The sequence below is a fragment of the Klebsiella sp. GW_Kp182 genome (genome assembly GCF_040062275.1).
In the GTDB taxonomy this organism is placed as follows: Bacteria; Pseudomonadota; Gammaproteobacteria; order Enterobacterales; family Enterobacteriaceae; genus Klebsiella; species Klebsiella michiganensis.
The window spans coordinates 1-13793 of the sequence record NZ_JBEAFQ010000039.1 but is presented as its reverse complement, the minus strand read 5'-3'; the positions used below and the strand labels follow the sequence as shown (position 1 = coordinate 13793).

Genomic DNA, 13793 nt, shown 5'->3' with positions numbered 1-13793 from the left:
TTTCAGGAGACTGTCGAATGGCAACAGGCACACTGCCCGATGCTGGGCAGATCCTTAACTCTTTAATCAACAGTATCTTACTGGTCGATGACGACCTGGCGGTGCATTACGCGAACCCGGCGGCGCAGCAGCTGCTGGCGCAAAGTTCGCGTAAATTATTCGGCACGCCGCTGCCGGAGCTGTTGAGCTATTTCTCGCTGAATATCGGCCTCATGCAGGAGAGCCTCGCTGCGGGTCAAGGGTTTACCGATAACGAAGTGACGCTGGTCATTGATGGCCGCTCGCACATCCTTTCCCTGACGGCGCAACGCCTGCCTGAAGGCTATATCCTGCTGGAAATGGCGCCGATGGATAATCAGCGCCGTCTGAGCCAGGAGCAGCTACAGCACGCACAGCAGATTGCCGCTCGCGACTTAGTGCGTGGCCTGGCCCACGAGATTAAAAATCCGCTGGGCGGTCTGCGCGGCGCGGCACAGCTGCTGAGCAAAGCGCTGCCCGATCCTGCGCTAATGGAATATACCAAAGTCATTATTGAACAGGCCGATCGGTTAAGAAATCTGGTTGACCGTCTGCTGGGACCACAGCATCCCGGAATGCACGTAACAGAAAGCATCCACAAGGTCGCTGAGCGGGTGGTAAAGCTTGTGTCGATGGAGCTGCCGGATAACGTCAAGCTGGTTCGCGACTATGACCCCAGCCTGCCAGAACTGCCGCACGACCCGGACCAAATTGAACAGGTGCTGCTGAATATCGTCCGTAATGCGCTGCAGGCTCTGGGACCGGAGGGCGGCGAAATCACTCTGCGCACCCGTACGGCCTTTCAGTTAACCCTGCACGGCGTGCGCTACCGCCTCGCTGCGCGTATCGACGTTGAAGATAACGGTCCGGGAATACCGTCTCACTTACAGGATACGCTGTTTTATCCGATGGTGAGCGGGCGCGAAGGCGGCACCGGGCTCGGGCTGTCTATCGCCCGCAGCCTTATCGATCAGCACTCCGGCAAAATTGAATTTACCAGTTGGCCAGGGCATACCGAATTCTCGGTGTACCTGCCTATTCGGAAGTAGAGGTGTTTATGCAACGAGGGATAGCATGGATCGTTGACGACGATAGCTCCATCCGTTGGGTGCTTGAACGCGCGCTCACCGGGGCAGGCTTAAGTTGTACGACGTTTGAAAGCGGCAACGAGGTGCTTGATGCCCTCACGACCAAAACCCCGGATGTGCTGTTGTCTGATATCCGCATGCCGGGAATGGATGGACTGGCGCTGCTAAAGCAAATTAAACAGCGCCATCCGATGCTCCCGGTCATCATAATGACGGCGCATTCGGATCTTGACGCGGCGGTCAGCGCCTATCAGCAGGGCGCCTTCGATTATCTGCCGAAACCGTTTGATATCGATGAAGCGGTGGCGCTGGTTGATCGTGCCATTAGCCATTACCAGGAACAGCAGCAGCCGCGTAATGCGCCGATTAATAGCCCAACGGCCGATATCATCGGCGAAGCGCCGGCCATGCAGGACGTCTTCCGCATTATCGGCCGCCTGTCGCGTTCATCAATCAGCGTACTGATCAACGGCGAGTCCGGTACCGGTAAAGAGCTGGTTGCCCACGCTCTCCACCGCCACAGCCCGCGCGCCAAGGCGCCGTTTATCGCGCTAAATATGGCGGCCATTCCGAAAGATCTGATTGAGTCAGAGCTGTTTGGCCACGAGAAAGGGGCCTTTACCGGCGCCAATACCGTGCGCCAGGGGCGATTCGAGCAGGCAGACGGCGGCACGCTGTTCCTCGACGAGATCGGCGATATGCCGCTGGACGTACAGACTCGTCTGCTACGCGTACTGGCCGATGGCCAGTTTTATCGCGTGGGGGGCTATGCGCCGGTGAAGGTGGATGTACGCATTATTGCCGCCACCCACCAGAACCTTGAACTGCGCGTCCAGGAAGGAAAATTCCGTGAGGATTTATTCCACCGCCTGAACGTGATTCGCGTCCATCTGCCGCCGCTGCGCGAGCGTCGTGAAGATATCCCGCGACTGGCGAGACATTTCCTGCAAATTGCCGCCCGTGAGCTGGGCGTGGAGGCCAAACAGCTGCATCCGGAGACGGAGATGGCGTTAACCCGGCTGGCATGGCCGGGCAACGTACGTCAGCTGGAAAACACCTGCCGCTGGCTGACGGTAATGGCCGCAGGTCAGGAGGTTCTGACGCAGGATCTTCCCAGCGAGCTGTTTGAAACGGCGATACCGGATAACCCAACGCAAATGCTGCCGGATAGCTGGGCCACGCTGCTGGGGCAATGGGCCGATCGCGCTTTGCGTTCCGGTCATCAAAACCTGCTCTCGGAAGCGCAGCCGGAGATGGAGCGCACGCTGCTGACCACCGCGTTACGCCATACTCAGGGGCATAAACAAGAGGCGGCTCGCCTGCTGGGCTGGGGTCGTAATACCCTGACGCGTAAGCTAAAAGAGCTGGGAATGGAGTAGCAGCGCGGCGGCGAGTAAAAAATAGTCACCCAGCGCAAACTGCTGCTATTTTGTACTTTACTGTTGCCATGCGTTGAGTATGATCTTGCCCGGAAAGACGGGGGAGAAATCATGCTTGAATCATTTATTAATATTATATCGAGCGGTGTTGCAGCGGGTCATACGCCGCAGACGGCGGTAGCTGCCGTTCTGTGCGCGGCGATGGTTGGGCTGTTTAGCTGATAATACCCCCGCTCCTTCCTGGAGTGGGGGTATGCTTTATATCACGCGGGAAAACTGCTGCATCCGCGCTTTCTGGCGCAGATACGTATCAAAACACATGCAGATATTGCGTATCAGCAGCCGGCCTTTCGGCGTCACCTGAATGCCCTTCTCATCCACCTCCACCAGCCCATCTTTGGCCAGCGGTGCCAGCAATTTCATATCGTCGGCAAAGTAGCTATCGAAGGTAAGATCCCACTGCGCTTCTACCGCAGCGAAGTCGAGACGGAAGTGACAAATTAGCGCCTTAATCACGTCGCGACGAATGCAGTCATCGCGCGTCAACGCAATACCGCGCCAGAGCGCCGTTCCGGTTTCATCAACCTGCTGATAATACTGCTTCAGCTCTTTCTGGTTCTGCGCATAGCAATCGCCAATCATGCTGATCGCCGAGACGCCCATCCCCAGCAGATCGGTGTCTCCCTGGGTGGTATACCCCTGGAAGTTGCGATGCAGGATACCTTCACGCTGGGCTATCGCCAGCTCATCATCCGGACGGGCAAAGTGGTCCATGCCGATAAACTGATATCCCGCGGCCGTCAGCGAAACAATCGTCTCCTGAAGAATGTCCAGCTTCTGTTCTGCAGAAGGCAGATCGGCGTCTTTGATTTTGCGCTGCGCAGCAAAGAGCGTTGGCAGATGCGCATAGTTGAATACGCTCAGACGATCGGGGTTGAGCTCCGCCACTTTTTGTAGCGTATACGCGAAGCTCTGCGGCGTTTGCTTCGGCAGACCGTAAATCAGGTCGATATTGGTAGAGGTAAAGCCGATATCGCGCGCGTGGTTGAGTAGCGCGAAGATAAACGCTTCATCCTGCTCGCGGTTCACCAGGCGCTGCACTTCTTTGTTGAAGTCCTGCACGCCCATACTCAGGCGATTAAAGCCTTCGAGGCGTAAATGATCCAGGACATCGAGTTCGATTTCGCGCGGATCAACCTCAATGGAGATCTCTGCATCCGCGTTAAAATTAAAATGGGTACGCAGCAGCCCCATCAGACGACTAATTTGCGCCTTGTTTAAATAGGTTGGCGTACCGCCCCCCCAGTGCAGCTGACTAACTTTGCGGCCAGCAAAAAGCGGCGCGCGATGAATAATCTCCTGCTCAAGCACATCCAGATACTGGTCGGCCTTATGCTGCTGACGGGTGACGATTTTGTTGCAGCCGCAGAAATAGCAGAGTTTATGGCAAAACGGGATATGCACGTACAGCGAGAGGGGACGCTGCGGATAGCGGGCTACCGCCGCATCAAATTCAGCGGCTCCAAATTCTGGAGAAAACTCCAGCGCGGTGGGATACGAAGTATAACGCGGCCCGGAATAGTTATATTTCTGGATCAGGGCCAGATCCCAGTCGATTAACTGCACAGACATGCTCACTCCTTCCGATGGTACCGTCGGCGGGTACGCCGCCCCGGCCCAACCGCACCTCGGGTAATGAGCCGGTTGCGCAGCCATTTCTGACGCCGCGACAACCGTCGTAGTTTAACGAATAACCACAGCAGATAACATATAACCAGAAGGGTTATAAGCAGGACCGGGAATCCGATGGGGTGCAAACGTTAGTTTCCACCCTTCAGCAGGCGCATCATATCTTCTTTGCGCTCTTCCTCTTCTTCATCTTCGTCATCATCGTATGAGAGGCCCAACTGCTGCATCAGCTCATCAATACGATCCAGCTTAGCGTCAACCCAGGCTTGCTCTTCAGCATTCAGGGTACCGCCCTCTTCCAGACGTTCCAGCAGCGCGTCCAGGCGCTCATCGTTCTCCAGCAAATCCAGCTCAGCCTGCGGTGAAAGCATAGGTTTCTCGCTCTTTGGTTTATGCTGCTTAATCGCCGGAGCATTCTCAGTTACGCCCAGCGGGATTGGTTTTTTACTGCCAATTCGGGGATCTTGCTGCTGACCTTGTTTTTTACCTGCTGAAGCGGTGTCGCCGCCGGTCGCACGACTTCCTGCCGCGTGGCCGCGATGCTTCTTCTGATGCTTGCGCTCGCGGGCTTCCTGGTTCAATTCTTCACGCGTTTTGCGATTTTTTTTGCCGCGAGGTACGGATGTCGGTTTTTTCATGTTGTGTAATCTTCAGGCCGTTTTCTTCAGTATAGAATTGAGGCGGAATCTAGCAGAAAGCAAGCAAAGAAAAAAGGCGACAGATTACTCTGTCGCCTTTTTCCGCACTGACAACCCTTAATGGGCTTCTACTTTCCATGTTAGCTAACGACACACCCTGTCTTTCCTTTAGCTACCAACGATCCCTGTTACATCCATTTCCTTTTAAAACGTCTCCAGACGTTTGTCATCCTGACAATCCGTAGTCCTCGCCTCCTGGCGCTTCCTGACTCCTCATCCTGAGTCATAATCCTGTTAGCATCCTCGCCCTTGACCGCTACTTTACTGGTTTGCGGGAAACCTACAACCGACTGTACAGAAAAAAAACGAGTTTCAGAATTTTCTTTCATTTTAACGCAATGATTTATATAACTTTGTATTATTTTTAATCAGATTTTTCTCATGAATTTCTCATATAACCAATAGCCAATGTCTCACAAAGACTGTGGTTTTAACTTACAGCGATGAGGTGCGGTAAAAACAGCCTTTTTCTGTTGTTCAGGTATAATCCCCGTCAAAGCCTGATTTAACGGAGACGACCGTCTTGACCAACTGGAATTATCAACTGACGCATTTTGTCACTAGCGCGCCAGATATCCGCCATCTTCCTGCCGATACCGGTATTGAAGTGGCCTTTGCTGGCCGCTCTAACGCCGGGAAATCCAGCGCGCTGAACACGCTGACTAACCAGAAAAGCCTCGCGCGTACTTCGAAGACGCCAGGCCGTACGCAGCTTATTAACCTGTTTGAAGTCGCTGAAGGCAAGCGCCTGGTCGACCTGCCGGGCTATGGATATGCCCAGGTTCCGGAAGAGATGAAAATCAAGTGGCAGCGCGCGCTGGGTGAATATCTGGAGAAACGCCTCTGTCTGAAAGGACTGGTTGTGTTGATGGATATTCGTCATCCGCTTAAAGATCTCGATCAGCAGATGATCCAATGGGCGGTGGAAAGCGATATCCCGGTACTGGTGCTGCTAACCAAAGCCGATAAGCTGGCCAGCGGCGCGCGAAAAGCGCAGATCGCCATGGTTCGTGAAGCGGTCACCGCCTTTAACGGAGATGTGCAGGTCGAAGCGTTTTCTTCCCTGAAGAAGCAGGGCGTGGATAAACTACGGCAGAAGCTGGATAGCTGGTATAACGATATCCCTCCTCAGGAAGCCTCTGAAGAAGGCGAATAATCTCGCTAACTTCTCCGGATAGCGGCGCGTGTGGCTCTATCCGGGTAGCCCGCCTCATCAGCATCGATACGCAAAAAATTTTCTTTCGCGCAATAAAAAACGCCCCGGTCATAAATGACCGGGGCGGCTAAAATATTCAGCCAAATCCGATTACGTGAAGTAAAAGGTCTGAAAGATAGAACATCTTACCTCTGTACCCTACGTCTTTAACTCTACTCTTCTTTCGGTTACGGATAAAGCATTTTTTGTAGTTTTTTTTCACTCTTTACATAGCAAATTCAAATGATCATCACAAAATGCGATAAGTTATGTTACTCACTTACAAGAAATGACCTTCCTTACCGAATACTTAGTGCGCTTGATCCCAGTTTTCTCCACTACCCACTTCCACCAGCAGCGGAACCGCCAGCGTCGTGCTGCTTTCCATCAGTTCGTGGATCTTTTTCGCAACCGCCTCAAGGTCGTCTTTATGCACTTCAAAGACCAGTTCATCGTGTACCTGCATAATCATCCGCACGCGCGGTTTTTCGCTTAATAACCAGCTATCTACGGCGATCATCGCGCGCTTAATAATGTCGGCAGCGGTTCCCTGCATCGGCGCATTGATCGCCGCACGCTCGGCACCGGCGCGGCGCGCGCCGTTGCTGGATTTGATGTCCGGCAGGTAGAGACGACGGCCATCAAGCGTTTCAACATACCCCTGCTCTTTGGCCTGGGTGCGGGTGCGCTCCATATACTCCAGCACGCCCGGATAGCGCTCAAAGTAGAGATCCATATACTTTTGCGCTTCTTTGCGTGGAATATTGAGCTGGCGCGCAAGGCCGAATGCGCTCATGCCGTAAATCAGGCCGAAGTTGATCGCCTTCGCGCTGCGGCGCTGTTCGCTGCTGACGCTCTCCAGCGGCAAACCAAAGACCTCTGCCGCCGTCGCGCGGTGGATATCCTTCCCTTCCGCAAACGCGGTCAGCAGGCCCTTGTCGCGGGAAAGATGCGCCATGATGCGCAGTTCAATTTGCGAGTAGTCGGCAGAGACAATGAGATAATCTTCCGGAGCAATAAACGCCTGACGGATACGCCGCCCTTCTTCGTTGCGCACCGGAATGTTCTGCAGGTTCGGGTCTGTAGACGACAAACGTCCCGTTGCCGTAACCGCCTGGTGATAAGAGGTGTGAACCCGGCCCGTTTTCGGGCTGATCATCAGCGGCAGCTTATCGGTATAGGTGGATTTGAGTTTTGCCAGACCACGATACTCGAGGATGACTTTCGGCAGCGGATAGTCCAGCGCCAGCTCTTCCAGCACCTCTTCCGAGGTAGACGGCGCGCCGCCCGGGGTTTTCTTCAGCGGCTTAATACCTTGTTTTTCAAACAGGATGGTTTGCAGCTGCTTCGGCGAAGAGAGGTTAAACTCCTCACCCGCGATATCATACGCCTTCTTCTCCAGCTCAATCAGGCGTTTGGCTATCTCCTGAGAATGCGCATGCAGCACGGCCGGATCAATCTTCACCCCGTTACGCTCCACGCGGGATAGCACCGGCACCAGCGGCATTTCAATATTTTTAAAGACGTTCAGCGGGCCTTCATTTTGCTGAAGTTCAGGCCACATTTTGAGGTGCAGCTGCAGCGTGACATCGGCATCTTCCGCCGCGTAGCGGCCCGCTTCTTCCAGCGCGATCTGATTGAAGGTGAGCTGGTTTTTACCTTTACCCGCTATCTCTTCAAAGGTAATGGTTTTGTGCTTCAGCCAGCGATCGGAGAGGCTATCCATATCATGGCGGCCCGCCACGCTGTCAAGAATGTAGGATTCCAGCATGGTATCAAAGGCAATACCGCGCAGTTCAATGCCGTAGTTAGCCAGGATACCGCGGTCATATTTGAGGTTTTGCCCAACCTTCAGAACCTTGTCATCTTCCAGTAGCGGTTTCAGCAGCTCAAGGACACGGTCGCGCGGGATCTGATCCGGTGCATCCAGATAATCATGGGCAACCGGTACATAGGCCGCAACGCCAGGCTCAATGGCGAAGGATAAGCCAACCATATTGGCGGATACGTTATCGAGGCTGTCAGTTTCGGTATCAAAGGCAAAAAGCGGCGCTTTCTTCAGGCTCTCAACCCAGGTCAACAACGTTTCTTCATCAAGGATCGTGACATAATTTTCAGAAGAGAGCGCCGTCGCGGTTTCCTCCTCCGCATCGGCCACGTCAGCCACCGCTACAACCGCCTTCGCCGCAGGCTTAGCGCCTTTTGCCTGCATCCACTTGCCGGACTCTACATCGGTGATCCAGCGTTTGAATTCATATTTTTTAAACAGCGTGAGCAGTTCATCAGCGACGGGTTGCGCAACCAGCAAATCTTCGCAGCCCAGCTCCAGCTCAACGTCCGTTTTGATCGTCGCCAGCTGATAAGAGAGGTATGCCACCTCTTTATTCTGTTCCAGCTTTGCGGCCATCGTTTTTGCGCCGCGGAAGGTCAGCCCGGCGATTTTTTCAGGCTCAGCGTATAACGTATCAAGACCCCCCAGCCCCTGCAGTAACGCCTGCGCAGTCTTTTCTCCCACGCCAGGTACGCCGGGAATATTGTCCGATGAATCTCCCATCAGGGCCAGAAAATCGATGATCAGCTCCGGTGGTACGCCGTATTTCGTCACCACTTCATCGGGGCCAAGGATAGTGTTGGTCATGGTGTTAATCAGCGTAATACCCGGCGTAACCAGCTGGGCCATATCTTTATCGCCGGTGCTAATCAGTACCGGACGCCCGACCTTTTCAGCTTCACGCGCCAGGGTACCGATGACATCATCGGCTTCTACGCCAGGAACAGCCATTAGCGGCAGGCCCATCGCTTTTACCATGGCATGCAGCGGCTCGATCTGCGCACGCAGATCGTCCGGCATCGGCGGGCGATGAGATTTATAGTGCTCAAACAGTTCATCACGGAAAGTCTTCCCCTTGGCATCAAACACGACGACAGCGTGGGTCGGTTGATACTGCAGGATCAGGCTTCGCAGCATATTCAGCACGCCATACATTGCGCCTGTCGGTTCACCAGCGCTATTCGTCAGCGGGGGGAACGCGTGATATGCCCGATAAAGGTAAGAGGAGCCGTCAACGAGGATGAGAGGGTTTTCTGGGATCTGAACCATAATTTCCGTGCCTGTTTATCAGATTATCGGTAAAGGATGCCACAGACGGGCATTAAATCCTGAATTTTTCCCGCATTTCGTCGAAAAGATTCTGCGATCCTTTCGATCGCGTTATGGGCTATCCTGTGGATAACTTTGTGAATATTTTTATAACGACAGCCAAACAATCGTTAATTAAATCATCCATAAACAAATTATTTCATATTTATCATTAAGTTATACACGCATAATTTGCTTTAATAACACCATGGCGACTCAATGTTCCATGTGGATATAAGATCCGAAAATTTTTCTGTTCTGGTAAGACCCGTTATTTACGCTATTTTCTGGTAAAATCAGCCTCTTGCGCCGTTTAAACGCGTTCTTTGTCAGCCTAACTTTCTGAATAAATTAACTATGTCGAGATTACTCGCCGCGATAACGCTCCCGCTGAGTATCGCCCTGACTATCATAGTCACCATAATCTGCTCGGTGCCAATCATCGTCGCCGGGCTGATTAAACTTCTTGTGCCTATTCCTGCGGTCTGGCGCTCGATATCCGTTTTTTGCAATTTCATGATGTACTGCTGGTGTGAAGGGCTGGCCCTGCTGCTGCGTCTGAATCCCTGGCTTAAATGGGATGTACAGGGCCTGGATGGCCTGAATAAGAAAAACTGGTATCTGCTCATCAGCAACCACCATAGCTGGGCAGATATCGTGGTGCTTTGCGTGCTGTTTCGCAAACATATCCCGATGAATAAATATTTCCTCAAGCAACAGCTCGCCTGGGTGCCGTTTATTGGGCTGGCCTGCTGGGCGCTGGATATGCCTTTTATGCGCCGCTATTCCCGAGGCTACTTACTCCGTCATCCAGAACGCCGGGGCAAAGATGTTGAAACCACTCGCCGCTCCTGCGAGAAATTCCGCGCGCATCCAACAACGATTGTTAACTTTGTCGAAGGCTCTCGTTTCACGGAAGAAAAGCAACAGCAGACCCGTTCGCCTTACCAGAATCTGTTATCGCCAAAGGCTGCGGGTATTGCCATGGCATTAAGCGTGCTCGGCTCGCAGTTTGATAAGCTTTTGAACGTCACGTTATGCTATCCGGAAAACAACCAAAAGCCGTTTTATGACATGCTGAGCGGCCGATTGACGCGGATTGTGGTGAGAGTCAGTCTTGAACCTGTGACGGAAGAGCTGCACGGCGATTATGTAAATGACAAAAACTTTAAGCGACGCTTTCAGCGCTGGCTAAACAGGCTTTGGGAAGAGAAAGATCGGCAGTTAACGGAAATAATGCAGCAGGCAGAGAAATAATTGTGGGCGCAGAAAAGAAAAACGCCGGTCAGTAACCGGCGTTTATTTTTTATTTCTTCTCAACGAGCTGCTTAACGGTATCGGCATACTGGGCAACAAATGCGTCCATGTTGCTGGTATCCATACCCTGCGGGTTAAGCTGGTATTTACCGTTAACGTACATAGCCGGCACGCCCTGCAGCTGGAAATCAGCGGCGGCTTTCTCTTGCTGAGCCACCAGGGATTTCACCACGAAGCTGTTCCAGGCTGCATCGTAATCTTCACCTTTAACGCCGGCGTCAACGAAGACCTTACGGATATCGGCCACGGTCTGGACGGTCTGGTTTTTCTGTACCGCTTCAAACATCGGCACGGTAATTTTATCTTCCACACCCAGCGCCATCGCAACGGCCCACGCCTGAGTCAGATCCTTGCCTAACGGACCCAGGAACTCAACGTGGTATTTCGTCATTTTGACGCCTTCAGGCAGCTTTTTCTTCACGTTATCTGATACATGAAGAACTTCCTCAAACTGATAGCAATGCGGGCAGTAGAACGAGAAAAACTCGAGCACCTGCGGCTCACCGGCAACGGGCTTATCGAGGGTAATATACTGCTTACCGTCGGTGATCTGGGCAGCGGATGCACTGAAAGCCAGAATCATACCAGCCAGCGCCAGCCAAATTTTTTTCATGATTAATTCTCTCCTGGATATATCACATTAATACATTGGCGTTAACTGAAGAGGCGGTTCCTGCAGAACCTTTACCTGCTCAAGAAAAGTTGTTGTCTGCCCGCGCCAGTAATCTTCCCCGGTTAACCACGGGAAGTTTTTAGGAAAAGCGGGATCTTCCCAGCGCCTTAATAACCACGCCAGATAATAAACTAACCGCATTGCACGTAAAGGTTCGATGAGGGCAATTTCATCGGTATTGAAAGCGCTGAACTCTTCATACGCTTCAATGATCATCTCAAGCTGCATCCGTTGTTCGGCTTTATCGCCGTTCAACAACATCCACAGATCCTGGATAGCAGGTCCATTACGTGAATCATCTAAATCAACAAACAGTGGCCCATCGCGCCAGAGGATGTTTCCCGCATGGCAATCACCGTGTAACCGTAAAATATTGGCGCGTCCGTGCCATTGCGCCATTACCGCATCAATCAGCTTATCGGTAGCGCTGAGAAAAGCCTCTTTCAGACCTGCAGGTATCAGCGGGGAAAGCTCAAAGACCTGGCGTGGCTCAAGAAGATACTCATTCGTCCCTATCTCCGGACGCGCGACAAAACGCTGTTTGCGTCCAGTTTGATGCAGACGGCCAAGGTAGCGCCCAACCCATTCCATCTGATCGAGGTTATCCGCCTCAAACTGACGTCCACCCAGGCTTGGGAATACGGCGAAAAAGAATCCCTGATGCTGATGAAGGGTACTGTTGTTAAACGACAACGGCGCCGCTACAGGGACTTCGTCCTGCACGAGCTGGAGGGAAAACTGATGTTCTTCGAGGATCTGCTGGGCGGACCAGCGCTCAGGACGATAGAACTTCACCACATAGCGGCGAAGATCTTCGTCCTGAAACTGGTAAACCCGGTTCTCATAGCTATTAAGCGGAGTGAGACCGGAGTCCACCCGCATTCCCAGATCAAATAAGCCATCAATGATGGTATCCGGGTGAAGCGTCTGAAAAGTGAAAGCCTTATCGTGCATCCTGACATCCGATAATCGTACGAATGATACAGGATATCATCTCATTGCCGATTCCGCGGCAGCGCTTACAACCTTTTACTCTTTAATCACGCCGCGAGCGCGTAGCAGCGCGGTTTTAAAATCTTCTTCATAATCTTTCTGAATCCCGGGAATAACGGCTTCTTTTGCCGAGTCGCGCATCTTCAGATGATAAATCAGAATATCGTCAGAGAGATCGCTCAACTCACCGGTGTATCCGGCCTCTTTTGCCAGTTTTTGCAAAAATTGCATTAAATTCAGCTCGGGTTCTTTCTGCCAGGCTGGCTGGAGGAGTTCAATGACTTCATTCAGACGTTTACATTTCATAGCAATGCTCCTTACTCTTGATAGGAATACGTTAGCAGGGACAATCCCACAATGAAAGAGGCGATATTAATATGCAGGGCAAGGTCATAACCGGCGTCGTGCTGGCGGGAGGAAGAGGCTCGCGCATGGGAGGAATAGATAAAGGATTACAGCTGCTGAAAGGTAAAGCCCTGTGGCGTCATGTCGCCGATGCGCTGCAGCCGCAGGTTACAAAGCTGGTAATTAGCGCTAACCGCAATCTTGATTGCTGGCGAAGCAGCGGCTACCCGATTATTACCGACTCTCTGAACGACTTTCCCGGGCCGTTGGCCGGCATGCTTTCCGTAATGCATCAGGTTGAGGGCGAGTGGTTTCTGTTTTGTCCCTGTGATACGCCATTTATCCCATCATTTCTGGCGACGCGCTTAACACAGCAGAGAAAATCCTCTCCAGCCGTTTGGGTACACGATGGTGAACGTGACCATCCGGCCATTGCTCTGGTGAATCGCGAGGCGATCGGCGAACTGGAAACGTATCTGGCGGCAGGAGAAAGACGGGTAATGGTATTTCTGCGCAAAATTGGCGGTCATAGCGTCGATTTTAGCGATGTAAAATCAGCATTTATTAACGTCAATACTCTCGACGATTTGCAACGTATGCAGGTGCCATCATGATCCCGCTTTTAGCCATCGCAGCCTGGAGCGGTACAGGTAAAACCACCCTACTGAAGTCGCTGATTCCGGCACTGCGCGCGGAAGGCTTACGGCCAGGGCTAATTAAACATACTCATCACGATATGGACGTGGATAAGCCCGGTAAAGACAGCTATGAACTGCGTAAAGCCGGAGCGGCTCAGACGATTGTCGCCAGCTCCCAGCGTTGGGCATTAATGACGGAAACACCCGAAGAGCCTCCGCTGGATCTGGAATGGTTGGTTAGCCGAATGGATGCATCAACGTTAGATTTAGTCCTGGTTGAGGGTTTTAAGCATGAAGCTGTGCCCAAAATCCTGCTTTTTCGGCAAAACAGCGGACATAGTATTGAAGAATTAGCTTATGACGATGATGTGATTGCCATAGCCAGCGATACGCCGGTCGAGACGTCGCTTCCATTGTTAGATTTAAATGATGTCCCGCAAATAGCCGCTTTTATTATGCAGTGGTTAACGGGGTTTAACGAGGACCGATAGTTATTGCAGAGATATAGCCATGATCGCGCCTTCTGAAGGCATCTGCTGATAGTTTCAGGCGACAAAAACGCAAAAAGCCCATCCGTCAGGATGGGCTCTTCACTTGTTTGATGCCTGGCAGTTCCCTACT

At 52.4% G+C, this 13793-nt stretch carries 13 protein-coding genes; 7 read left to right on the top strand and 6 right to left on the bottom strand.

The genetic code is table 11. The features are described 5' to 3' along the window. Positions 1-17 precede the first annotated feature (17 nt). The 3 genes from glnL (at position 18) to ABLU88_RS16365 (ending at position 2707) form a co-directional block, all read left to right on the top strand. Entirely contained in the window at positions 18-1067 is a 1050-nt protein-coding gene (glnL, locus tag ABLU88_RS16375; RefSeq protein WP_004127098.1) for a nitrogen regulation protein NR(II), read from the top strand. Between the two features lie 8 nt (positions 1068-1075). After that, the gene (gene glnG, locus ABLU88_RS16370; RefSeq protein ID WP_004107350.1) at positions 1076-2485 is read left to right on the top strand and encodes a nitrogen regulation protein NR(I); all 1410 of its coding nucleotides are present in this window, start codon (positions 1076-1078) and stop codon (positions 2483-2485) included. A 111-nt stretch (positions 2486-2596) separates the two neighbouring features. After that, the gene (locus ABLU88_RS16365; protein ID WP_004855828.1) at positions 2597-2707 is read left to right on the top strand and encodes a YshB family small membrane protein; all 111 of its coding nucleotides are present in this window, start codon (positions 2597-2599) and stop codon (positions 2705-2707) included. A gap of 36 nt (positions 2708-2743) precedes the next feature. On the opposite strand, the gene hemN is transcribed toward ABLU88_RS16365, so the two are convergent. Further along, on the bottom strand, positions 2744-4117 hold the full coding sequence (gene hemN / locus ABLU88_RS16360) for an oxygen-independent coproporphyrinogen III oxidase (RefSeq protein ID WP_088168151.1): 1374 nt from the start codon (positions 4115-4117) through the stop codon (positions 2744-2746). Between the two features lie 188 nt (positions 4118-4305). Further along, positions 4306-4812: a Der GTPase-activating protein YihI gene (gene yihI / locus ABLU88_RS16355; protein WP_014227367.1), complete on the bottom strand. Its 507-nt coding sequence runs from the start codon at positions 4810-4812 to the stop codon at positions 4306-4308. A gap of 583 nt (positions 4813-5395) precedes the next feature. Here yihI and yihA point away from each other — a divergent pair. Then, positions 5396-6028 (top strand): ribosome biogenesis GTP-binding protein YihA/YsxC, encoded by a 633-nt coding sequence (gene yihA, locus ABLU88_RS16350; protein ID WP_025106524.1) that lies wholly within the window; start codon positions 5396-5398, stop codon positions 6026-6028. A gap of 349 nt (positions 6029-6377) precedes the next feature. Here yihA and polA read toward each other — a convergent pair whose 3' ends face one another. Further along, the gene (gene polA, locus ABLU88_RS16345) at positions 6378-9167 is read right to left on the bottom strand and encodes a DNA polymerase I (RefSeq protein ID WP_025106523.1); all 2790 of its coding nucleotides are present in this window, start codon (positions 9165-9167) and stop codon (positions 6378-6380) included. A gap of 396 nt (positions 9168-9563) precedes the next feature. Between polA and ABLU88_RS16340 the strand changes: the two genes are divergently transcribed. Next, positions 9564-10463, top strand: a complete 900-nt coding sequence (locus ABLU88_RS16340) for an acyltransferase (RefSeq protein ID WP_048263212.1) — start codon at positions 9564-9566, stop codon at positions 10461-10463. A gap of 49 nt (positions 10464-10512) precedes the next feature. Here the strand turns inward: ABLU88_RS16340 and dsbA are convergent, their stop codons facing one another. The 3 genes from dsbA to ABLU88_RS16325 all read right to left on the bottom strand — a co-directional run bounded on the left by dsbA (position 10513) and on the right by ABLU88_RS16325 (position 12495). After that, positions 10513-11136, bottom strand: coding sequence for a thiol:disulfide interchange protein DsbA (gene dsbA / locus ABLU88_RS16335; RefSeq protein WP_004855816.1), 624 nt, complete (start codon positions 11134-11136; stop codon positions 10513-10515). 27 nt (positions 11137-11163) lie between these two features. Next, a complete protein-coding gene (locus ABLU88_RS16330; protein WP_025106521.1) occupies positions 11164-12150 on the bottom strand; it encodes a serine/threonine protein kinase in 987 nt (328 codons plus the stop codon). A 75-nt stretch (positions 12151-12225) separates the two neighbouring features. Beyond that, complete coding sequence (locus ABLU88_RS16325) at positions 12226-12495, bottom strand: YihD family protein (RefSeq protein WP_025106520.1); 270 nt, start codon at positions 12493-12495, stop codon at positions 12226-12228. A 71-nt stretch (positions 12496-12566) separates the two neighbouring features. Between ABLU88_RS16325 and mobA the strand changes: the two genes are divergently transcribed. Together mobA and mobB are read left to right on the top strand one after the other, a co-directional pair. Beyond that, positions 12567-13148: a molybdenum cofactor guanylyltransferase MobA gene (mobA, locus tag ABLU88_RS16320; protein ID WP_049084533.1), complete on the top strand. Its 582-nt coding sequence runs from the start codon at positions 12567-12569 to the stop codon at positions 13146-13148. Then, positions 13145-13663, top strand: coding sequence for a molybdopterin-guanine dinucleotide biosynthesis protein MobB (mobB, locus tag ABLU88_RS16315; protein WP_032751769.1), 519 nt, complete (start codon positions 13145-13147; stop codon positions 13661-13663). The genes mobA and mobB overlap by 4 nt, the downstream gene beginning before the upstream one ends. Positions 13664-13793: the final 130 nt, after the last annotated feature.